This is a genomic window from Amycolatopsis sp. NPDC021455 (genome assembly GCF_040640995.1).
Taxonomy (GTDB): Bacteria; Actinomycetota; Actinomycetes; order Mycobacteriales; family Pseudonocardiaceae; genus Amycolatopsis.
The window spans coordinates 35,539-57,423 of record NZ_JBFACT010000014.1 but is presented as its reverse complement, the minus strand read 5'-3'; the positions used below and the strand labels follow the sequence as shown (position 1 = coordinate 57,423).

Annotated in this window: 21 protein-coding genes; 14 read left to right on the top strand and 7 right to left on the bottom strand. The window is 71.8% G+C overall.

Going from position 1 to position 21,885, the window contains the following annotated elements; genetic code table 11:
• Positions 1-28 precede the first annotated feature (28 nt).
• The 5 genes from AB0G28_RS19020 (at position 29) to AB0G28_RS19000 (ending at position 5,906) form a co-directional block, all read left to right on the top strand.
• Positions 29-877 carry a hypothetical protein gene (locus AB0G28_RS19020; protein ID WP_361090010.1) on the top strand — a complete coding sequence of 283 codons (849 nt, stop codon included), beginning with the start codon at positions 29-31 and terminating at the stop codon, positions 875-877.
• Positions 878-953: 76 nt separating this feature from the next.
• Entirely contained in the window at positions 954-2,102 is a 1,149-nt protein-coding gene (locus AB0G28_RS19015) for an HAF repeat-containing protein (RefSeq protein ID WP_361090007.1), read from the top strand.
• Positions 2,103-2,191: 89 nt separating this feature from the next.
• Positions 2,192-3,445 carry a hypothetical protein gene (locus tag AB0G28_RS19010; RefSeq protein ID WP_361090004.1) on the top strand — a complete coding sequence of 418 codons (1,254 nt, stop codon included), beginning with the start codon at positions 2,192-2,194 and terminating at the stop codon, positions 3,443-3,445.
• A 41-nt stretch (positions 3,446-3,486) separates the two neighbouring features.
• Positions 3,487-4,710 carry a MoxR family ATPase gene (locus AB0G28_RS19005; RefSeq protein WP_361090001.1) on the top strand — a complete coding sequence of 408 codons (1,224 nt, stop codon included), beginning with the start codon at positions 3,487-3,489 and terminating at the stop codon, positions 4,708-4,710.
• The gene (locus AB0G28_RS19000; RefSeq protein WP_361089998.1) at positions 4,707-5,906 is read left to right on the top strand and encodes a VWA-like domain-containing protein; all 1,200 of its coding nucleotides are present in this window, start codon (positions 4,707-4,709) and stop codon (positions 5,904-5,906) included. Before AB0G28_RS19005 ends, AB0G28_RS19000 begins: the two co-directional genes overlap by 4 nt.
• A 10-nt stretch (positions 5,907-5,916) precedes the next feature.
• On the opposite strand, the gene AB0G28_RS18995 is transcribed toward AB0G28_RS19000, so the two are convergent.
• On the bottom strand, positions 5,917-6,426 hold the full coding sequence (locus AB0G28_RS18995; protein WP_361089995.1) for a hypothetical protein: 510 nt from the start codon (positions 6,424-6,426) through the stop codon (positions 5,917-5,919).
• Positions 6,427-6,502: 76 nt separating this feature from the next.
• Between AB0G28_RS18995 and AB0G28_RS18990 the strand changes: the two genes are divergently transcribed.
• Positions 6,503-7,135: a nucleoside deaminase gene (locus AB0G28_RS18990; RefSeq protein ID WP_361089992.1), complete on the top strand. Its 633-nt coding sequence runs from the start codon at positions 6,503-6,505 to the stop codon at positions 7,133-7,135.
• 132 nt (positions 7,136-7,267) lie between these two features.
• Positions 7,268-8,773: an amidase gene (locus AB0G28_RS18985; protein ID WP_361089989.1), complete on the top strand. Its 1,506-nt coding sequence runs from the start codon at positions 7,268-7,270 to the stop codon at positions 8,771-8,773.
• On the opposite strand, the gene AB0G28_RS18980 is transcribed toward AB0G28_RS18985, so the two are convergent.
• Positions 8,736-9,629, bottom strand: a complete 894-nt coding sequence (locus AB0G28_RS18980; protein WP_361089986.1) for an SDR family oxidoreductase — start codon at positions 9,627-9,629, stop codon at positions 8,736-8,738. The two genes, AB0G28_RS18985 and AB0G28_RS18980, sit on opposite strands and share 38 nt — an antisense overlap.
• Before the next feature lie 99 nt (positions 9,630-9,728).
• Between AB0G28_RS18980 and AB0G28_RS18975 the strand changes: the two genes are divergently transcribed.
• Entirely contained in the window at positions 9,729-10,319 is a 591-nt protein-coding gene (locus AB0G28_RS18975) for a TetR family transcriptional regulator (RefSeq protein ID WP_361089983.1), read from the top strand.
• Here AB0G28_RS18975 and AB0G28_RS18970 read toward each other — a convergent pair.
• Both AB0G28_RS18970 and AB0G28_RS18965 read right to left on the bottom strand, forming a co-directional pair.
• Positions 10,288-11,595 carry an erythromycin esterase family protein gene (locus AB0G28_RS18970; protein WP_361089980.1) on the bottom strand — a complete coding sequence of 436 codons (1,308 nt, stop codon included), beginning with the start codon at positions 11,593-11,595 and terminating at the stop codon, positions 10,288-10,290. The genes AB0G28_RS18975 and AB0G28_RS18970 overlap by 32 nt on opposite strands.
• On the bottom strand, positions 11,596-12,375 hold the full coding sequence (locus tag AB0G28_RS18965) for a MerR family transcriptional regulator (protein ID WP_361089977.1): 780 nt from the start codon (positions 12,373-12,375) through the stop codon (positions 11,596-11,598).
• 73 nt (positions 12,376-12,448) lie between these two features.
• Here AB0G28_RS18965 and AB0G28_RS18960 point away from each other — a divergent pair, with 73 nt between their 5' ends.
• From AB0G28_RS18960 to AB0G28_RS18945, 4 genes are all read left to right on the top strand, one after another.
• A complete protein-coding gene (locus AB0G28_RS18960) occupies positions 12,449-13,216 on the top strand; it encodes a methyltransferase domain-containing protein (protein ID WP_361089974.1) in 768 nt (255 codons plus the stop codon).
• 238 nt (positions 13,217-13,454) lie between these two features.
• The gene (locus AB0G28_RS18955; protein WP_361089971.1) at positions 13,455-13,889 is read left to right on the top strand and encodes a hypothetical protein; all 435 of its coding nucleotides are present in this window, start codon (positions 13,455-13,457) and stop codon (positions 13,887-13,889) included.
• Positions 13,890-13,924: 35 nt separating this feature from the next.
• Entirely contained in the window at positions 13,925-14,743 is an 819-nt protein-coding gene (locus tag AB0G28_RS18950) for a CHAP domain-containing protein (RefSeq protein WP_361089968.1), read from the top strand.
• A 141-nt stretch (positions 14,744-14,884) separates the two neighbouring features.
• Positions 14,885-17,155: a tetratricopeptide repeat protein gene (locus AB0G28_RS18945; protein ID WP_361089965.1), complete on the top strand. Its 2,271-nt coding sequence runs from the start codon at positions 14,885-14,887 to the stop codon at positions 17,153-17,155.
• A gap of 14 nt (positions 17,156-17,169) precedes the next feature.
• Here the strand turns inward: AB0G28_RS18945 and AB0G28_RS18940 are convergent, their stop codons facing one another.
• Together AB0G28_RS18940 and AB0G28_RS18935 are read right to left on the bottom strand one after the other, a co-directional pair.
• Positions 17,170-17,826, bottom strand: a complete 657-nt coding sequence (locus AB0G28_RS18940; protein ID WP_361089962.1) for a hypothetical protein — start codon at positions 17,824-17,826, stop codon at positions 17,170-17,172.
• 29 nt (positions 17,827-17,855) lie between these two features.
• Positions 17,856-18,563 (bottom strand): dienelactone hydrolase family protein, encoded by a 708-nt coding sequence (locus tag AB0G28_RS18935; RefSeq protein WP_361089960.1) that lies wholly within the window; start codon positions 18,561-18,563, stop codon positions 17,856-17,858.
• Between the two features lie 65 nt (positions 18,564-18,628).
• Between AB0G28_RS18935 and AB0G28_RS18930 the strand changes: the two genes are divergently transcribed.
• Positions 18,629-19,981: a TrpB-like pyridoxal phosphate-dependent enzyme gene (locus AB0G28_RS18930; RefSeq protein WP_361089957.1), complete on the top strand. Its 1,353-nt coding sequence runs from the start codon at positions 18,629-18,631 to the stop codon at positions 19,979-19,981.
• A gap of 57 nt (positions 19,982-20,038) precedes the next feature.
• On the opposite strand, the gene AB0G28_RS18925 is transcribed toward AB0G28_RS18930, so the two are convergent.
• Complete coding sequence (locus AB0G28_RS18925; RefSeq protein ID WP_361089954.1) at positions 20,039-21,313, bottom strand: diguanylate cyclase; 1,275 nt, start codon at positions 21,311-21,313, stop codon at positions 20,039-20,041.
• Positions 21,314-21,519: 206 nt separating this feature from the next.
• Between AB0G28_RS18925 and AB0G28_RS18920 the strand changes: the two genes are divergently transcribed.
• On the top strand, positions 21,520-21,861 hold the full coding sequence (locus AB0G28_RS18920; protein ID WP_361089952.1) for a hypothetical protein: 342 nt from the start codon (positions 21,520-21,522) through the stop codon (positions 21,859-21,861).
• Positions 21,862-21,885: the final 24 nt, after the last annotated feature.

The window sequence follows — 21,885 nt, the reverse complement described above, 5'->3', positions numbered from 1 at the left end:
CGTACCGACTGGATGGTATGTTGGCGTGGTGATCGAAACGGCGCGCCGGACGTGGCGATTCCTCGAGCCCTACCACGGCATGATCTACTTCGCCCCGGAAGCCGCCGCCGCGTACAAGGCGCTGGGGCTCTCCGGCCGCGCCGGCTACTTCGCTTCCCGGTCCGCTGCCCTCGGTGCGGTCCCGGCGCCGGTCGTGGTCGCGACCTTCTACAACTTCAACCCGGTCCTCGTCGGGCAGTCGCTCGACGGCGTCTGGTCCTCGACCGACCCGGCCGCCGTGCTCGCCGCCCGCTACGCCGGGGCCGACCAGGCCCTGCGCGGCATCCTGGGCGACGCCATCACCTCGCCCGAGATGCGCCGGGCCGCCACGCTCCTCCGCGAGGCCGCCGAGACGATCACCGGTGACGTCACCGGCCGTCCCTTGTTCGCCGCCCACGCCGCCCTGCCGTGGCCCACCGAGCCGCACCTGATCCTGTGGCACGCGCAGACCCTGCTCCGTGAATACCGCGGCGACGCCCACATCGCCGCCCTGCTGACGGCCGGTCTCAGCGGCATCGAAGCCCTCGTCACCCACGCCGCCTCGGGTGCCGTTCCCGCCGAAACCCTGCGCACCTCCCGGGCGTGGTCCGAGGACGACTGGAACGCGGCTGTCGCCGGGCTGCGCGAGCGGGACTGGCTCACCGACGACGCCGCCCTGACGTTCACCGCCGCCGGTGCGGCCCGCCGGGCGGAAATCGAGAAGGCGACCGACGAAAACAGCGCCGCGCCTTATGCTCACCTCGGTGAGTCCGCCTGCGTCGAATTGCAGGAATTGGTGCGTCCGTTCAGCCGAGCGCTGTCGGAGAAACTCATGCCCTGGGCGCTTGCCCGGCAATAACGGACGCGATTCGCGCTATTCTCCGCGGCAAGGGTGGCCGTGCGTCGAGCGACGCCGGGCCGGGAGGGGAGTGGTCATGCCGAGGAATGCCCGAAGATCCGCGTGGTCGCTGGGAGCGGCGCTCGTCGTGTTGTCCGGCGCGCTGGCGGGAACCGCGCAGGCCACCCCGGCCGGTCCGGTGGATCTCGGAACGCTGCCCGGCGACGACAGCAGTTCCGTCCTGGCGGTCAACGAGGCGGGCGTGATGGTCGGGACGTCTTCGGCCGGCCGCGACCCGAGGCACGATCACCCGGTTCGCTGGGACGCCGACGGCCTGATCACGGCACTGCCCACGCCGGGTGGCAGCGAGGGACAAGTGCGTGACATCAACCAGAACGGGGTTTCCGCCGGCTACGTGCTGACCGCGAACACCGCCGTGCCGGCCCGCTGGGACGCCCAGGGCCAGGTGACCCTGCTGCAGTTCCCGCCCGGCTACCACAACGCCACTTCGTTCGCGATCAGCGACACCGACGTCGTCGTCGGGAACTGGCTGACGCCGGGCAACGAGTACCACGGCTTCCGCTGGGACCCGGACGGCCAGGTCACCGACCTGGGCGTGCTGCCCGGCGACTCTTGGGGCATGGCCGAGGACATCTCCGCCGACGGCCGCATCATCGTGGGCGTCGCCAACCGCGCCGGGACGCAGCACCCCGTGCGGTGGGTGGACGGCGGCCCGATCACCGAGCTGGCGCCCCAGAGCTACAACGGCGGGGCCCACCGGATCAACGCGGGCGGGGTGGCCGCCGGAGTCCTGAAGGAAACCAGCAGCGGGCCCCCGGTCCCGGCGACCTGGGACCGGGATGGCACGATCCACCGCCTGGACTGGCCCAGCCTCTACTCGGTCTGGGTCTACGGCATCGGTTCCACCGGCTACGTGGCCGGCTTCGGGTACTACAACCCGCCCAAGCCGTCGGCGGTGGTCTGGGATCCCGACGGCCACCTCACCGTCCTGCCCGACAGCGGCCATTATCCCGACGTCGAAGACATCGACGGGGCGGGCACCGCGGTCGGCAACCTCGATCGGCACGCGACCGCCTGGTTCCGGACCGGAGAACGCGTCGAGCTCGGCATGCTGCCCGGTGGCAACGACAGCTCGGCCTACCGGATCACCGACAGCGGCCGCGTCGTCGGGAGCGCCACCACCGCCGCCGGGAAAAGCCACGCGGTGTACTGGACGCTTCGCTAGCGCTCGAAAGTCCTCGCTCCTGCTACGCTTGCCGCGATGAGTACCTACTCGAACAGATCGGGGGTTCCGTTCGCCGCAGGTGAGTGCTGATGCACCCCTTGGCCGCGAACGAGAAACTCCGCCTTCCTTTCTGGGCGCGCGTGCGAGAGTTCGCCGTGCCGCCGTCGATGATCGAGACAGCGACCGCCCGCCGGGCGGTGGGCGACTGGGCCGGGGCCTGTGCCGCCGCGCGCGTCGACGTGGATCTGAACCTGCGAGCCGTCACGCGGGCCCACGGCCACGGGGTGGCGGCGCAGGTCCGCGCCGATCTGCGGCACCTGGCCCCGGACCTGCTCCGCTGGCATTTTCCGAGGATCGCACCCGAAGGCCTGCTGCGGCCGGGGCTCACGGTGTCCCTCGCCCGGTACGGTCCGGCCGGCGCCGAGGTGCACCTCGTCGCTCGGACGCCGCCGGCGTGGGCGGATGCCGGTCAGCGGATCAGCCTGGCACTGTGGACGCCGTCCCGGCCCGGAGCGGGCCCGCATCCGCATCCCCGGCCCGACCGCCGCTTCCGCCTCGATCTGCACCGGCACCTGTGGGACGTCCGCCGGGTCGGTGAGCTGCGGGAAAGGCACGGGCCTGCGGACGGCGGTGTGTGCGATGTGGACCGGTGGCCGGCCGAGGCGGCGCTGCTGCTGCGGGCGGAGGGACGCGGCGGCGACGTCGTCGCCGTGCGGCTCACCAGCCGGCATCGGGTGCTGCTGAACGCGGGCACACCGGGTGGAGCGGCCGGCCGGGTGGTGCCCGTCCTGCCCGACGCCGCGACGTGGGTCCTGCCCGACCTCCAGCTGCTCCAGGCCGGGCTGATCGACGTCGGCCGGCTGCATCCGCTTGTCGCGCCGGCACTCCGGCCCGGTCGTCGGCCGGGTGCGGCACGAAGCCGGGACCACGCGGCGAATTCGCGTCTCGTCGAGTGCCGTGGTGCCACGCACCGGATCGCCGTGGTGGACGGGGTGCTCGTCCCGCTGGACCACGACCCCGCCGAGATCCGCCGCGAGGAACTGCTGGGCGCCTTGGGCGGCACCGAGCTGCCCTGCCTGCGCGCGATCGACGAGGTGCACCGGAATCCGGAAAACCTGGTGGACGTCCGCGCCCGGCTGGACCACGGTGACACCGACGGCGCCCTCGCCGCCGTCGAAGATCTGCTCGGACCGGGTGCGCACCTGCGCGCCGGCGCCCTGCGTGACGAGCTGGAGACGGCGGTGCGCCGCCAGGTGACCCACGGGCTGTACCGGGCCGGGCTGGCCGGGTACGGACCACGCAAGTCCACAAAGGACCGTTTGCGCCGCGCGGCGCTTCGCTGATTCCTCGACTTCCCAAAAGGTGATCGAAACTGTCTACTGCCATGGATTTTTCTTCGGAAGCGGCTCGCCTCCGGCCGCTGGACGTCGCCACCGAACTGCTCGGCCTGCTGCACGACACGACCACCGAGCCGCGGGCCGACACCCAGCTGGAAGCCTTGACGCTGGCCGTGTCCGCCGATCTGCCGGTGCTGCTGTGGGGCGAGCCGGGGATCGGCAAGACCGCGGCGCTGAACCAGCTCGCGGAGGCGCTCGAACTGCCCCTGACGACGGTGATCGCCAGCGTGCACGAGCCGTACGACTTCTCCGGCCTGCCCGTGGTCGGCGACGATCCCGCGGAGCAGGGGGTGCCGATGGCGCCGCCGGACTGGGCCGTGCGCCTGGTCCGGGCCGGCCACGGGCTCCTGTTCCTCGACGAGCTTTCCACCGCGCCGCCGGCCGTCCAAGCCGCGTTGCTGCGTGTCGTGCTCGAGCGGCGGGTCGGTGCCCTGCGGCTTCCGCCGGGGGGCCGGATCGTGGCCGCCGCCAACCCGCGGTCCTCCGCGGCCGACGGCTGGGAGCTGAGCCCGCCGCTGGCCAACCGGTTCGTCCATCTCCAATGGACATACGACCACGACGTCGTCGTGCGCGGGCTCGGCGGGACGTGGCCGAAGGCGGCGCTGCCCGTGCTCGACCGGCGGCGGCTGCCCGGCGCCGTGACGTTCGCCCGCCGCGCGGTCTGCGGACTCCTGACCGCCCGCCCCGGACTCGTCCACCAGCTGCCGAAGAACGAGACACGCCGCGGTGGTGCGTGGCCCTCACCGCGCAGCTGGGAGATGACCGTGCGGCTGATCGCGTTCGCCACCGCGGCGGACGTCTCCCGGGAGGTGTTGTCGTTGCTGGTGCGGGGCGCCGTCGGCGACGGGCCGGGCCTCGAGCTGCTGGCGAGCCTGGACCGGATGGACCTGCCGGACCCCGAGGTGCTGCTCGCGGATCCGGCGGCGGCGGTGCTGCCCGAGCGCGGCGACCTGCGTCAGACGGTGCTCGACGGCGTGGTGGCCGCGGTCCGCAAGCGGCCGGAGCAGTCCCGTTGGGACGCCGCGTGGTCGCTGCTGGTGCGGGCGCTGGAAACCGGCGCCCCGGACGTGGTGGTCGTGCCGGCGGCCACGCTCGCCGCGCTGCGCCGCGACGACTGGCAGGTGCCGGCGGCGATCGATCGGCTGTCCGGGGCGGTTTCGCTGGCGCGGCGGGCGGACCGGGCCGCGGAGAGCGCGGGTGCGGACCGATGACGCCGGGGACCCTGGACGAGGAGAAGCTCTTCGCCGCGCGGCTGCACGCGGTCCGGAACCGGCCGTACCTGGCGACGGCGTTGTTCGCCTTGCACGTGGTGGAATCACGGCGGGTGCCGACGATGGCCGTGGACCGCCACTGGCGGTGTTACGTTTCGCCGGCGTTCGTGGACCGCACCCCGCCGGCGGAGCTGGCCGCCGTCTGGGTGCACGAGGTCTCCCACCTGCTGCGCGACCATCACGGCCGCAGCGACCGGTACGCCGCGAAGCACGAGCTGACCGGTCCGGGGGAGCGGTTGCGGATGAACATCGCCGCGGACTGCGAAATCAACGACGACGTGTTCGGCGACGGGCTGGTGAGGCCCGAGGGCGCGGTCGAACCGGCGTTGCTCAGGCTGCGCGCGGGGCAGCTGATGGAGGACTACCTGAGCCAGTTCCGGCTCGGGCCCTACACCGCCGGATACGCCTGGCTGGACTGCGGAAGCGGTGCCGACGGGCTGGAGCGAGACTGGGACCTGGGCGCCGACGGTGCGCACGGGCTCAGCGCGCAGGAACGGGACGCCGTCCGGTTCCGGGTCGCCCAAGGCATCAACGGCAGCCCGGGGAACGTCCCGCAGGGCTGGCAGCGCTGGGCGCAGGAGGCGTTCCACCCGCCGCAGCCGTGGCGGGAACTGCTGGGGGCGGCGGTGCGGTCGGCGATGTCCGGTGCGGGCGAGGACTACACCTACGGCAGGCCCGCGCGCAGGTCGGCCGGCCTGCCCGGCGTCGTCATGCCGAGCCTGCGGCGCCGGCCTCCGCAGGTCAGCGTGATCGTGGACACCTCCGGGTCGGTGAGCGACGCCGAGCTGGGGACCGCGATCCTCGAAATCGCCGCGATCGTCCGCGCGGTCGGTGGCCGGCGCGACCTGGTCTCGGTGCTGTCGTGCGACGCGGCCGCCCACGTCACGCATCGGCTGTGCCAGGCCGAGGGAATCCCGTTGGTGGGTGGCGGTGGCACGGATCTGCGCGCCGGCTTCGCCCAGGTCGTGCGCGGCAATCCCCGGCCCGACGTGATCGTGGCCCTGACCGACGGCCAAACGCCGTGGCCCGACGCGAGACCGCCCGCCCGGACGGTGGTGGGGTTGTTTTCCCGGCCGCGTCCGGGTTATCGGCCGGAAACTCCACCGGCTTGGGCGCGGGTGGTCACGGTGGGCTGAGCGGCCGGCGTCAGAGGGGGTCGTAGGCGTCGCCGTCTTCGTTGAGCAAGACGTAACCGGGCGACAGTTCGGTCAGGCACCGGCTCAGCGACGCCAGCAGCTCGTCGACGGCGACCGGCCCGAGTCCGAGCTCCGCGGCGGCCTCGGACCGGAACTCGTCGATCCGGGGCTCGTACTCGCGCATTTCGGCGTAGGAAGATTCGAAGGAGGCGAGCATCGCCTGGACGTCAGGTGCGTCGGCCACGACGTCATGCCAGGTCGGCACACCGACGACCAGGCGGACGACTTCATCCGGATCGGCGGCGACGACCCCGGCGGAGCCTTCGGAGCCGGCGTAGAGCACGGGTCCGTCGTCGCACACGAAGAACGACCCGCCGGAGGCATCACCGGCGACCACGCGCAACTGGCCACCCGACGCCAGCCGCACGGGTTCGACGGGATCGAGGCGCGAGACGTCGAAGTCGAACACGCCGGCCAGCAACGCGGCGGCGCGGGCGTTCTCCCGGATGCGATCGACCATGGCGGAACGATAGACCACGCGCCACCGGGGAAAGCGCGTGCTGTCGCGCGGCGTGCCAGCATGGTCTGCTGTGACTGTGGACTCGAGTGCTGCGTGGCAGGACGCCGGTCTGGGCGTCACCCGGAGTTTGGAGCTTGCCCATCGGTCGTTGCTGGCCGGCGGTCTGCCGGTCGGCGCCGTGGTGCTGGGCCCTGGCGGCGAGGTGGTCGCGGAAGGCCGCAACCGGGCGTACGACCCGCCCGGCGGGGACGACCGGTTGCAGGGCAGCCCGATAGCTCATGCGGAAATGAACGCGCTGGCCCGCGTCACCGTTGACGAGGATCTGTCCGCGGCGACACTGTGGAGCTCCCACCGCCCGTGCGCGATGTGCGCGGCGGCGTGCGAGTTCACCGGCGTGGGACGGGTCCGGTTCGTGGCGCCCGACCCCTCGGACGATCGCCCCGGCTCCGGCCCGGCCGGGGTGGACGGCCGGTGGACGATCGTCGCCAACCTGCTTTTCCTGGCCGGCATCCGCGCGTACTCGGGCGCCGGCGCGCCGATCCTCGTGCGGGCCCGGGACCGTGAGCCGGAGACCACCGGCCTGCTCGACACGGTGGCGCCGCGGCAGCTGCGAACCGCGACCCTGCCGGACGCCCTGGAACCCCTTTGGCCGCAAGTCGCCGACGCCGCGCGCCGGCGGCAGCTCCGCATCGCGGATGAAGAGAATTGAGACATCGATCCCGTTGCGCGGATCGCCATTTCATGGCTTACGTGGATAGCGCCGAATTCGCCGATGAATGCCGCACTTGTTGCGTGAGCCGGAATTTCGTGCCCTCCGCGGCAGGCCGCTAGCTTCCGATTCATGGAATGGAGCTACCAGCCGGCCGAAGAACTCATCGCCGCGTTGCGGGCCGGTGAAGTGGCATCGGTGGAACTGACCGACGAAGCGATCGCCCGTATCGAGCGGGACGACAAGGTGATCAACGCGATCTGCGTGCCCGATTTCGACCGGGCGCGGGCCGCCGCGCGGCGGGCCGACCGGGCGCGTGCCCGCGGTGAGGACCGGCCGCTGCTCGGTGTTCCGATGACCGTCAAGGAGTGCTACGACATCGCCGGGCTGCCGACCACCTGGGGCATGCCGCCGTACTGGGACCACGTGCCGGCCGAGGACGCCGTTCAGGTGTCGCGGGTCGAGGCCGCCGGGGCGGTGGTGCTCGGCAAGACCAATGTGCCCTTGGGGCTGCAGGACATCCAGACCTTCAACGAGATCTACGGCACCACCAGCAACCCGTGGGACCACGACCGCACGCCGGGCGGGTCCTCCGGCGGGTCGGCGGCGGCCCTGGCGTCCGGGTTCGGCGCGCTGTCCCTCGGCTCCGACATCGCCGGCTCGCTGCGCACTCCCGCGCACTTCTGCGGTGTCTACGCGCACAAGCCGACGCTCGGGCTGGTGGCGAGCCGCGGCATGGTCCCGCCGGGCACGCCCGCCTTGCCCGTCGACCTCGACCTCGCCGTCGTCGGGCCGATGGCACGCACCGCCCGCGACCTCACGCTCCTGCTCGACGTCATGGCCGGGCCGGACCCGCTGACGCTCGGCGTGGCGTACGAGCTGGTCCTGCCGCCCGCCCGGCATGACCGGCTCGGCGACTTCCGGGTCCTGGTCCTCGACGAGCATCCGCTCATCCCGACCGGGTCCGCCGTGCGGGCGGGCGTGAACCGGGTGGCCGACGCGCTCCGCGAGGGCGGCGCGCGCGTCGAACGGCACAGTCCGCTGCTGCCCGATCCGACCGAAGCCGCGACACTCTCCATGCAGCTGCTGATTTCCGGTTCGGTGGCGCGGTTCCCCATCGGCTCGGACGAGCAGCTGCGGACCCGGATCGCCGCGCTGAGCGCGGACGACCGGAGCCTCGAGGCCGTGCGGCTGCGCGCGTTGACGTTCAGCCACCACGACTGGCTGGCGGCCAACCACCGCCGGGAGCTCCACCGCCACGGCTGGCGGCGGCTGTTCGCCGAGTTCGACGCCGTGGTCTGCCCGATCACGCCGACGCCCGCGTTCCCGCACGACCACCACCCCAACCCGATGGACCGGCGCGTCGACATCGACGGCGCCGGCCACCCCTACTTCGACCAGCTCGTGTGGGCAGGCCTGGCCACCATGCCCGGCCTGCCCGCCACGGCCGTGCCCGCGGGCCGATCCCCCGGCGGCCTGCCGGTGGGAGTGCAGCTCATCGGCCCGATGTTCGAGGACCGCACCCCGCTGCGGCTGGCCGAACTGCTCGAGCAGGAGATCGGCGGCTTCCAGGTGCCGAAGCAGGGGGACCGCCGGCCGGCTATGCCGAGTACGCCCCCGCGGCGAGGTCGTCGATGAGGGTGGGGCCGGTGGGTGTCCAGCCGAGCAGTTCCCGCGTCGCGGTGTTGGTCGCCGCGAGGTCCATCGCGAAGAAGCGGCTGATCCAGCCGAAGTGGGCCGGGACCTCGTCGGCGGGGATCGACGCGACGGGCAGGTCGAACGCGCGGCCGATCGCTTCCGCGATCTCGCGGGTCGGCACGCCTTCCTCGGCGACGGCGTGCAGCCGGGCGCCCGCGGGCGCCTTCTCGAGGCCGAGGGTGACCATCCGGGCGGCGTCGGTGCGGTGCACGGCGGCCCAGCGGTTGGTGCCGTCGCCGGGGTAGCCGGACACGCCCTTCTCGCGAGCGGTCGCCGCGAGGACCGCGATGAACCCGTGGTCGCCGGTGCCGTGCACGGTCGGCGCGAACCGCAGGCTCACCGCGTGCACCCCCTGGCCGGCGAACTCGAGCGCCAGGTTCTCGCTACCGCCCCGGGGCGACTCGGGGCCGTGGAACGGCGACGCGTCCTCCTCGGTGGCGGGCCGGCCCTGGGCGAGGGCGGCGATGCCGGAGGCGAGCAGGAACGGACGGCCGGTGCCGGCGAGCGTGTCGCCGATCGTCTGGACGGCGGCCCGTTCCGCCGCGTTCGAGACGGCCGGGTTGGCGAAGTCGTGCTTGTTCGCGAGGTGGATGACGGCGTCGGCGTCCTTGGCGCCGGCGCGGATGCTGTCCAGGTCGTCCAGGTCACCGCGGCGGACGTGGGTGCCCTTCGCCGTCAGCGCGGCGGCGGACGCTTCGGACCTGGCCAGCCCGGTGACCTCGTGGCCCGCGGCGAGCAGGTCGTCGACGACGGCCGAGCCGATCCAGCCGGAAGCTCCGGTGACGAAAACGTGCATGAGGTGCTCTCCCTCGGCGGTTGATGTCTGTGACTGACGTCAGTCACAGACATCACCGTACCCTTCAAGTCAGTCGCTGTCATCACTACACTCGAGGACATGGCGCGCTGGGAACCGGGAACCGCCGAGCGGCTGCAGAGGGCCGCCCTCGAGCTGTTCGCCACGCGCGGGTTCGAGCAGACGACCACCATGGAGATCGCCGAGTCCGTCGGGCTGACCGAGCGCACCTTCTTCCGGCACTTCAGCGACAAGCGCGAGGTCCTCTTCCACGGGCAGCAACGGCTGGTGGACGCGTTCCTCGCCGGCATCGACGCGGCACCACCGGATGCGTCCCCGCTCGAGCTCGTCGCCGGCGCGCTGCGGTCCTCGGCGTCCTTCTTCCCGGACGAGCGCCGGGACCACTCCCGGACCCGGCAGTCGGTCATCGACCAGAACCCGGCGTTGCGGGAACGCGAGCGGCACAAGCTCGCCAGCATCGCCACGACGGTCGCCGACGCCCTGCGCGCCCGGGGCGTCGACGAGGTGGCCGCCACCCTGGCGGCGGAGTCGGGTGCCACCGTGTTCTCGATCGCGTTCACCCAGTGGATCCGCGAGGGCGAGCAGCGTTCCCTCGCCGACATCGCCGCTGAAGTGCTGCGCGAGCTGCTGGCGCTGACCGCTACGGCGTCAGAACCGTCTGCCAGGGCGTGACCTTGTCGATGTGCACGACGGCGTCGAACGCGACGAGGGGATTCACCAGCTGCTTGTAGGGACCCTGCCGGGTGCCGTCGATTTCGGCGAAGCCGCGGGCCACCGCGCCGGCTTCGGGGACCTTGCGCAGGTCGAGCAGGGCGAGCGGCTCGCCGGTGCTCGAGAGCAGGGCGTCGAGACTGCCCGGTTCGGTGAACGGGGCGACGTCCTCGTAGAACACCTCGGTGTGGCCGGGCGGCCCGTCCGGCCGGGGACGGTGGCCGAACACGCGGCCGCCGTTGTAGGTGGTCGCGATGACGACCATCCGGTCCCCGAGCGAGCGGGCCAGGTGCTGGCCGAGCATGACCTGCTCCTCGTTGATGATCGGCGGCACGCGGTAGGGCCAGCGCTGCAGATGCCCGTTGGCCGCCCCGACGACGACGCGTTCCTCCCGGGCGAGGATCCATTCGACGTTGTCGGCCATCGCCGCGTCCCGGACGTTGGCGCCCCGGTAGGTGCGTCCCGGCGCGGCGGCCATGGCGGCCAGGAAGGCGTCGGCGTACCGCGCGTTGACCGCGCACTGCAGCGCGATGTCCGCCCGATCGGAGTCCACAGTGGAGTAAGGGACGCGCAGGGCGCGGAGGCGTTCGGTCAGCTCGCTGATCCGGGCGGTCAGCTCGTGGCGGTGGGCGGTGCCGAGAGCCAGGTAGGCGTGGATCGCGGGCGCGGCCCAGGCCAGCCCGGTCCGATCCGGCGGCAGGTAGTCGAACAGGGGCAGCAGGTTCCGGCGGACCGCCGACGCGTAGGCCGGGTCCGCGTCGTCCAGGAACGCCAAGGCGGCCACGACCCCGGGCAACGCGGACGCGCTGGAGTCCGGCAGGTCCATGCCGTAGAAGCGGATCTTGCGGTCGTGGGTGCGGTTGTACTCGCGCAGCCACCCCAGCTGGTCGCGCATTTCCGCGCATTTCCCCATGTGGTAGGTGATGCCGGTGTGCAGGAGTCGGTCGAGGTCGCCGTCGCCGCCGAGGACCCAGTCGCAGACCGCCCAGCCCTCCGGGAAGCCGGACTCCATCGCGAACGCGGTGAACCCCATCCGCTCGGCCAGGAACCGGGTCACCAGGTGGCGGAGCTGGTAGAACTCGTGCACCCGGTGCGTGCTTTCGCCGACGGCCACGACACGAGCGTCGCCGACGATGTCGCGCAACGGTTCGAGCTCGTCGTAGCCGGCGTCGTCCGGTTCGATCGTCCGCAGCCGGACCATGTTGTCCCGGAGCCATCCGGTGATGTCGGCGTCCATTCAGTGATCCTTTCCGGTTTCGCCCGCGGCCCGGGCCTTGCGCAGGTAGTCGACGACCTCGGCGGCACTGCCCGGCCCGGACCAGCCGAGCCGCTCGTCGAGCTCCCGCCCCAGCCCGGCCCGGTTGTCCTCCCACAGCGCCGAGGTCGCGGCTTCGAGGTCACCGGCGTGGAAGGCGGCCGCGATCTCCCGCCAGCTCGCGACCAGCTCCCGGACCGCCGGATCGTCGACGGGTGTCCCGCCGAGCAGGTGCTGCCGAAGCCGGGTGAAGAGGGCGAGCCACTCGGTCTTCGCTTGCTCGATCGCGTCGCTGCCGAGTTTCGCGGCCTGTTCGGTGATCGCCGCGAGCTGCGCCTCGGACAGATACCGGCGCACGTCCACGGGCATCGGCTCCAGCGTGGCGAGGAACTGCTCGGGTCCCGGCATGTCGGGCCCGTCCAGCCGGGCGAGCAGGCCCCGGAGCCGCTGGGCCGACTCCTCGAGGCGTGCGGCCCGGCTCTCCAGATCGGCGAGCTGAGCGGTCAGCAGGCCGCGTAGCGAGCCGAGATCATCCTGGGCGTTCCGGAGCACGGCGGCCACTTCGTCCAGGGAAAGCCCCAAGCCGCACAGGGTTCGCACGCGGTAGAGCCGTCGCGCGTCCGCCTCGGTGTACCGGCGGTGTCCCGCCGGGGTCCGTTCCCGCGGCCGCACCAGCCCGATCCGGTCGTAGTGGTGCAACGTGCGCACCGTGACACCACTGGCCCGGGCCAGCTCACCGATGCTCCACCTGCGTTCGCTCACCCCCCGACCGTAGAACCTGACGCGGCGTCAGGTTCAACCGCGAGTTCCGGACGTCCTGTGAGATGGTCGGAAGGTGACGAGAAGCGCCGCGGAGTTCGACCGCTGGTACGCGGATCGGATCGAATCGCCGGTGGCCGACGAGCTCGTCCGGCGGGTGCTCGGTCTTCCGCCGGCCCTGGAGTCCACGAGCCTGCTGGGCGGAGCCGGGCTCGACGAGGTCGTGGCGGCGCTCGGCCCGCGGGACGGGCGGGTCCTGCTGGACCTGGCGTGCGGTCGCGGCGGGTATGGGCTGGAGATCGCGCGGCGCAGCGGTTGCCGGGTTGCCGGGGTGGACTTTTCGGCGGTCGCGGTCGAGCACGCTCGGCGTCGGGCACAGGCGCTGGGCATGGCGGATCGAGCGGAGTTCCGGGTGGGCGAGCTGACGTGCACGGGATTGAGCACGGCGTCGGTGGACGCGGTGCTCGTCGTCGACTCCATCCAGTTCGCCGAACCGATTCCGGACGCTTTGCGGGAATGCCGTCGAGTTCTCCGTCCAGGCGGACGCCTAGTCCTCACCTGCTGGGAAGCCGTGGACGCCACCGACGAGCGGGTATCGCCGCGAATGCGGCAGGTGGATCTGCTCCGGCAGCTGCCGCGGGCCGGATTCGCGGACGTCGAGGTCACCGGCAAACCGGCGTGGCACAAGGCCGAACGAGCGTTGTGGCAGGAGGCCCTCACCATCGACGCCGGCGGTGATCTCGCGATGCGGTCGATGCGGGAGGAAGCGCAACGAGTCCTGGCGACCTTCGACGGATTGCGCCGTGTCTTGGCCACGGCGGTCGCGCCCCGGTCCGGACCGTGAAGTAGGTGTCACCAGGCGGCCGGCACCGTGTTTCGGTCGATCGACAGCGCCTTCGCCAATTCGGCCGCCGGTGGCAGCTGAGCCTCGGCCGGCCGTCCGAACGCCAGGTGAACGTCAAGCCGGCGTCATGGAGGTTCCGCCCCGGGGCGAACAGGATGTGGTGTGGCGGCAGGGGAGAACAGGGCCCCGCCGCCTCTTGCCGGAAAGGATCCCCGCTCCCGGACCGAAGGGCGCCAGCATGTCCAGAATCGCCAAGATGGCCACCGTCGCGGCCCTCGCCGTGCCCGTCCTCGTGGGCGCCGCCGGCACCGCGCAGGCCTCCACCCCGGCCGGCTGCTCCAGCGTCACCCAGATCGGCAGCACCGCGTACCTCGACGTCGGCGGCCAGACCATGGCCTCGGTGAAGCAGTACAAGGGCTGCGGCAAGAACTACGCCTACATGTACATCTGGGCCGGCTACCGCGCCACCCACGGCAGCTGGGACGCGTGCACGTCCATCGTCACCAACGGCGGAAACACCTTCGAGGATCCCTTCTGCGGCGGCGTGAACCCCGTCGAGTTCTGGTCCTTCGGCGCCGCCACCCTGTCGCAGTGCACCCAGGCCCGGGGCTGGAACGGCGGCCTCCCGCCCGATCCCGGCGACGTCAGCGCCTTCACCGACGTCCGCTGCTGAGCCCGATCATCGACACTCCACCCAAGGGGAAAACCGTGAAAAACACCCGCATGACGCTCACCGTCGCCGGGGCCGCGCTGGCCCTGGCCGCCCCGCTCCTGACCGCCACCGCCTCGCCCGCGTTCGCCGCGGCGCGGGACGGGGTCTGCGACAGCGGAGAGTTCTGCTACTACTACAACAGCGACCAGGGCGGCTCGCTCTCCGACTTCACCGGCTCGGTCAGCGACCTCGGTGCGACCGAGCCGACCTGCTACGACTTCAAGAGCGCCGGCGCCGGCCAGGGCGTGTGCGTGAAGAACAACGCGGCCTCGGTGTGGAACCGCAGCGGGCAGACGGTGCGGGTCTACTACAACAGCGGCTTCCTCGGGCACAGCCAGGACTTCGCCCCCGGCCAGGCCGGCAACCTCGACGCCACGCTGAAGAACAACGAGGCAGGCCACCAGTTCCTCAGCACGGGCGGCGGCTCGCAAAACCCCGTCAACGACTACGACGGCAACGCCCGCGGCTTCGCCCAGAACAACTGCACGGCCTTCGCGGCCTACCGGATCGCCAGCAGGCTCGGCGTCCCCGGCTTCAGCAACTCCTACGGCGGAACCACCTGGGGCAACGCCGGCACCTGGGACGACGCCGCCCGCCGCGTCGGGGTCACGGTCAACACCACCCCGGCTGTCGGCGCCATCGCCGTCAACGACGTCCACAAGGTCGGCCACGTCGCCTACGTCAACGCGGTCCACTCCGACGGCTCGTTCGACGTCGAGGAATACAACTGGAACAACCCGCTCGCCTACGGCACCCGCACCCACGTCCACGTGAGCAGCGCCCAGGCCGATTTCCAGTGGATGCTCCACTTCTGAGCGACATCGCCGACGATGTCCGGTCTGTCCATTCTGTACTCCCCCTGGAGAGACGGTGGTTGAACCGGCACGGGCCGCTGACCGACAATGGTCGGACTGGCCTGTGCCGTTTCGGCGGCTGACCGTTTCCAGGGGGAGGAAATGGGCGGTAACGCCTTTGGGGAGCTTTTGCGCGAATGCCGGCTCGCGGCCGGCTGGACGCAGGACGAACTGGCCGGCCGGTCAGGGGTGTCGGCTCACTCCATCAGCGTGCTGGAAGCGGGACGGCGGCAGCCACGGCTCTCCTCGGTGAGCCTGCTCGCCGAGGCCCTCGCCCTCGATCCGCGCCGCCGCGAACAGCTGCTCGCGGCGGCGCGCACCGACGTCACCCCGGCCGCCGAACCGGTCCCGCCGCCGGCCACCGGGTCGGCTGCCGCGGTACCGCGGCAGCTGCCCGGTGCGGTGGCGGGCTTCACCGGCCGGGCCGCCCAGCTCAAAGAGCTCACCGGCCTGCTGGACCGGAACGAGACCGTGGCGATCAACGGCACCGCGGGCGTCGGCAAGACGGCGCTCGCCGTGCACTGGTCGCACCGGATCGCGGACCGGTTTCCCGACGGGCAGCTCTACGTCAACCTCCGGGGCTTCGACCCCAGCGGTCAGCCGGTCCAGCCGGCCGAGGCGATCCGGGGTTTCCTCGACGCGCTCGGCGTGCCGGCCCAGCGGATCCCGGCCGGGCTGGCCGAGCAGGCGGCGCTGTACCGGTCCCAGCTGGCCGACCGGCGGATACTCGTCGTGCTGGACAACGCCCGGGACACCAGCCAGGTCCGGCCGCTGCTGCCGGGCTCGGCCGGGTGCCTGGCCGTCGTCACCAGCCGCGACCACCTCGGTGGCCTGATCGTCAGTGAAGGCGCGCGGGCCCTCCCCGTGGACCTGATGACCACCGCCGAAGCCCATGACCTGCTGGCGAGCCGGCTGGGTCCGGAACGGCTGGCCGCCGAACCGCAGGCCGCCGGCGAGCTGATCGAGCTCTGCGTGCACCTGCCGCTGGCGCTGAGCATCGTCGCCGCGCGAGCCACCTGCACCCCCGCCCGTTCGCTGACCGAGCTGGCCCGGCAGCTGCGCGACGTCCGCGATCGGCTGCGCGCCCTGGACATCGGCGACACCAGCGTCGACGTCAGTGCCGTGTTCTCCTGGTCCTACCGGACGCTGAGTGCCGCGGCGGCACGGATGTTCCGGCTGCTGAGCGTGCACCCCGGCCCGGTCCTCTCGCTGTCCGCCGCCGCGAGCCTCGCCGGAACCGGACGCGACCAGGCTCGCGAAGCCTTGGCCGAACTGGTCAAGGCGCAGTTGCTCACCGAACCGGCCACCGGCCGGTTCGCCTACCACGACCTGCTGCGGGCCTATTCGGCCGACCGGGCACGCGGCGAAGAGACCGAGCAGGCGCGCCGTGCCGCCGTGCACCGCATGCTCGATCACTACCTGCACACCGCACACGCCGCGACGCTGCTGCTCAACCCGCCCAACGACCGGCTGTCCCTGGCCGGACCCCGGCCGGGGGTCATCGTCGAAGCACTCGCCGACGACGAGCAGGCCTGGCAGTGGTTCACGACCGAGCGCCCGGGGTTCGCGGCCGCCGTCGACCTCGCCACCGACACCGGCTTCGACACCCACGCCTGGCAACTCGCCTGCAGCGTCGCGAACTTCTGCATCCGCGCCGGGCACTGGACCCGGATGGTCACGACCCAGCAGGTCGCGATCGCCGCCGCCGAACGCGCCGGCGAACCGCACGGCCAGGCGTGGTCCCTGCGCGAACTGGGCCGCGCCTACATCCGGCTCGGCCGCCATTCCGACGCCCAGGCCAGCCTGCGGCGGGCCCTCGAACTGGACGAGCGGCTCGGCGACCTGGTCGGCCAGGCACGCAGCCACAACAACCTCGGCATCGTGTCCTACGCGCAGGGCGACCACCCGGAGGCGCTGGCGCAGGGCAAGACCGCCTACGCGTTGTTCCGCGCGGCCGGGCACCGCGCGGGCCAGGCGGAAGCACTGAACGCGATCGGCTGGATGCAGACCCAGCTGGGCCGGCACGCCGAAGCGCTGCACTTTTGCGCCCAGGCACTCGAACTGCACCGGGCGGTCGGCAGCAAGCACGGCGAGGCGGACACCTGGGACAGCCTCGGCCACGCCCACCACCACCTCGGCGAACACCAGCAGGCCGCCGCTTGCTACCGCCACGCCTTGGAGCTGTTCCGGAAGCTGGGCGCGCGCCATCCTCAGGCCGACACGCTCATCCGCCTCGGCGAGACCCACCAGGCCGCGGGCGACTTCGCGGGCGCGCACCAAGCCTGGCAGCAGGCCCTGCCCATCCTCGAAGACCTGCACCACCCCGACGCCGAGGTCCTCCGAACACGTGTCCTGCGGTCACTGCAACGCTGAAGCCGGCTCGGCGCTCACTCTTGACCGCTGATTTTCCAAGGACCGCCGATGTCCGACCGCGTCGCGCTGCTGCCGGGTGGCAGGGCGACGACGTCGAGCAGGGTCTGGTCTTCGTCGATCGTGTGGTGCAGGTGCCCGATCTTGCCGGTGCCGGCGTCCGGTGCGGAGGTGCCGATCAGCTGCCAGATGCCGTCGTCGGCGTCGTGGCTGACGAACAGCACGGGCTCGGCGCGTTCGAAGACCTCACGCGTTTGGATGGAGGTGGTCCGCAGCAGCCAGTGGCGCATCCACCACGCCCGTCGGTCGCGCTGCATGACCTGGTCGGTGACCCACCAGATGAACGGCAGGTCCACGTGGGCACGCGCCTGGTCCGCGGTCAGGTCCGGGCCGCCCTGCGGCACGCGCTCGAACGGCTCGTCGATCAGGGAGAAGGCGTGCCCGCCGTCGCTCTCGAAGATCACCGCGTGAAAGGTGCCGCCACCGGGGTTGCCGGCGCCGATCCCGACCGACAGGCGGGCGACGTGCGGATCGGCCCCGGTGGTCCAGCCGAACGCGTACGAAGCCAGCTCACCGCGCGGCCCGACGAACTCTCCGAACGCACGCCGGTCCATTCCGGTGACGTCGTTCGTGGGAGCCTCGACAAGCGTCCCCGCCACCACCTGCACGTCCACTTCGGCAGGTTAGCGGACGGGAAGCCGCCTTACGCCGGCAAGGTCCGCCGCAGAAAGCCCGTCGTCAGCTCCCAGGCCCGGGCCGCCGCTCGCGGGTGGTGGAACATCGGGGCCACGTGGTTGTGGAACGCGTGTCCCGCCTCCTCCTGCACGTGGATTTCCGCTCCCGGGTGCGCCGCCACCGCCGACTCGACCGCCGCCACGTCCTCGCGGGGGATGTACGGGTCCTGGCCGCCGAAGTGGAACTGGATCGGGCAGGAAATCCTCGGCAGGAGACCGATCTCAGCCGGGACCGTCGAACCGTAGAACGACACAGCCGTGTCCGGGTCGCCCTCGGCCGCCGCCGCGAAGGACAGTGAACCGCCCAGGCAGAAGCCCAGCACGCCCACTCCGCCCGTCACCGCGGGAAGGCCGCGGAGGTGGGCGATCGTCGCCAGGACGTCGGACAGTCCCGTCGCCGGGTCGAAGGACGCCGCCACGTTCATCGATGCCGCGACACCCGCTTCGTCGTGCGTCGACGACCAGCCCGGGGCGATCCGCCAGAACAGCTCCGGGATCGCCACCACGTACCCCGCCGTGGCCAGGTCCTCCGCGACCGAGCGCAGGTAGTCGTCGAGGCCGAAGATCTCCTGGACGAGCACCAGGCCCGGGCCGCGGCCCGACGCGGGCAGCCACACCGGCAACCCGACGTCGCCGTCGGGCAAGGACAGGATGTGCACCGCGGAAGAGTTCTTCACCGCGTCACCGTAACTGGCTCCGCGGCCGGTCGCGTCCTAAGTTGAGAGCCGACCTAGGAGGCGCGATGGCTGAACAGACCAAGTACGTCCTGGACGAAGCCGATCTCCCGACCCGGTGGTACAACGTCGTCCCCGATCTCCCGGAGCCGCCGCCCCCGCCGCTGCACCCCGGTACCCGCGAGCCGGTCGGGCCGGACGATCTCGCTCCGCTCTTCCCGCAGGCGCTCATCGCCCAGGAAGTGACGGCGGAGCGCTATGTCGACATTCCCGAGGAGGTCCGGGAGGTCTACCGGCTCTGGCGGCCGTCGCCGCTGTTCCGCGCGCGACGGCTGGAGAAGGCGCTCGGCACGCCGGCGCGGATCTACTACAAGTACGAGGGGGTCAGCCCGGTCGGTTCGCACAAGCCGAACACCGCCGTGCCGCAGGCGTTCTACAACGCCCAGGAGGGCGTCACCCGGCTGACCACCGAGACCGGCGCCGGCCAGTGGGGGAGCGCGCTCGCCTTCGCCTGCGCCCAGTTCGGGCTGGAGTGCGAGGTCTGGCAGGTGCGGGCGTCGTACGACCAGAAGCCCTACCGCAAGCTGATGATGGAGACGTTCGGCGCGACGGTGCACCCCAGCCCGTCCGAGCTGACCGAGTCCGGTCGCGCGATTCTCAAGCAGCACCCCGACTCGACGGGCAGCCTCGGCATCGCCATCAGCGAGGCCGTCGAGCAGGCCGCGCAGGACCCGGGCACGCGGTACGCGCTGGGCAGCGTGCTCAACCACGTGCTGCTGCACCAGACGGTCATCGGCGAAGAGGCGCTGAAGCAGTTCGAACTGGCCGGTGACACCCCGGACGTGCTCGTCGGCTGCACCGGCGGCGGCTCGAACTTCGGCGGGCTCGCCTTCCCGTTCCTGCGGGAGAAGCTGGCCGGCCGGATGAACCCGGTGATCCGCGCGGTCGAGCCGGCCGCGTGCCCGTCGCTGACGCGCGGGAAGTACGCCTACGACTTCGGCGACACCGCCGGTCTCACGCCGCTGCTGAAGATGCACACGCTCGGCCACGAGTTCATCCCGGACCCGATCCACGCGGGCGGCCTGCGCTACCACGGGATGTCGCCGCTCATCTCGCACATCTACGAGCTGGGCCTGATCGAGGCGATCGCCGTCGGGCAGCAGGAGTGCTTCGCGGCAGGAGTGCGCTTCGCGCGTTCCGAAGGCATCATCCCGGCGCCCGAGCCGACACACGCGCTCGCCGCGTGCATCCAGGAAGCCTTGCGGTGCAAGGAAACCGGGGAGGAGAAGGTGATCCTCACGGCGCTGTGCGGGCACGCGCACCTGGACCTGCCCGCCTACGGCGCGTACCTCGCCGGGGACATGGTGGACAACGAACTGTCGGCGGCGACCCTCGAAGACTCGCTGGCCACCCTGCCGTAAAGCCGTGAAGGCCTCCTTACCGGCTCTTATGGCCGGTAAGGAGGCCTTCACGGACTTTCAGAGGGCGTCGGGGATTTCGGGGCGGGTGAGTTCGGTGCGGGTGGTGGCGAGGACGACGCGGTCCCGGCCCGCCGCCTTGGCTTCGAACACGGCGTCGTCGGCCGCCTGCAGGAGGATCGTGTACTCCGTGGCCGTTTCCGGGTACACCGCCGCGCCGATCGACGCCGTCAGGCCGCCGATCACCTCCGGCTTGCCCGGGCGGATCACCGGGACGCGCACCTCCACGCGGGCGATCGCCGTGCGGATCCGGTCCGCGATGGACGCGATCTCCGTGCTCGTCGCGCCCGGGAGCAGCACCACGAACTCGTCGCCGCCGAACCGGCCGACGTAGTCGCCGCCGCGCACCGAACCCTGGATCGCCGCCGCGACCGCGCGCAGCACCTCGTCACCCGCGAGGTGGCCGCTGCCGTCGTCGATGGCCTTGAAGTGGTCGATGTCGATCATCAGCACGCCGGCGGTCGAGGACAGCTCCGCGGCGCGGGCCAGCTCGCTGCGGGCCAGCTGCACCCAGAACTCCGGGGCGAGCAGCGCGGTCTTCGAGTCGGTGCGCGCGGCGGCCTGGAACTGCGGCAGCAGCAGGCCGATGTGCAGCGCCACCGGCGTCACCATGAGCACCGGCAGCAGCCACGGTCGGACCGTCATCACCAGCGCGATCCCGCAGCCGACGCCGACCGCGGCCAGCACGATCAGCACGTCGGACGGGTTCCCGAACGCCTGCCGCGGCGGCTTGCCCGGGTTGCTCATCAGGATCGCGAGGATCACCAGCACGTAGTTGAGGCCGAAGTAGACGATCCCGGAAACCAGCAGCGCGGTCATCCCGCCGAACCCGTCCAGGTACGGCACATACGGCGCGAAATGTCCGGTACCGGTCGTCAGGACGGCGCCCGCGGCCGCGCAGGCGAGAATCACGGTGGCCCCGGAGAACACTTTCCGGTGAATCACGCCGCGTCGTTTGTAGACGCGGACCCAGGAATGGGCGTAGCTGACGACGATGACCAATGTGGCCAACGGCGGAGGCAGCAGGAGCAGCCCGGCGAAGATCCAGATCGACTGCAGGTGCATGTGCGGCCTGCCGTCGGCGGCAAGTTCTCGGATGCGCTCGATGCGTTGCGCCGCTTCGAGATGCACGATCTCGCCGGCCAGGATCAGGCCGCACCACAGCAGCGACTGGGCCGTGATCGGCACCAGCGCGGCCGTCGCCACGACGACGAGGAGTGCCAATGCGTCGACGGCGAGGACATAGCCGAGCACCGGAGTGGTCAGCTTCCACATCGCCCACGTACGGAGACCTGATCGTGGACGTTCTGAGCTGGGCATTCTCCCTGGGGACCCGGACAATCCCACGAAACGCCAATCTCCTCAGGACGGAACTCTTCGGGGACTCGTCACTGTAATCGAATGAACGCGGTGTGTCACTAGGCCGGTCAGGCTACGGTTCGGTTACACACCGTGCCAACACCCTCACCACAGGAGAGATCATGTCGCACTTCCTGCCCGGCAACAACATCGTCCCGTCCCGTCGTCGTCGCGCGCAGCGGCCGACCGACTGGACCCGGCAGCTCCCCACCGACTGGACCCGCGCGATCCCGACCGACTGGACCACGCGGCAGGCGCCGACCGACTGGACCGCCCGCGAACTGCCCACCGACTGGACCGTCCGCCGGCTGCCCACCGATTGGACCCGTCCCGGCGTCTCGTCACCACTGCCCGAGTGCCCCACCGACTGGACGCCGCGGCAGGCCCCCACCGACTGGACGCCCCGCGAGTGCCCCACCGACTGGACGCCGCGGCAGGCGCCGACCGACTGGACGCGGTCCTGACCGGTGCCCGGTGACCGGTACCCC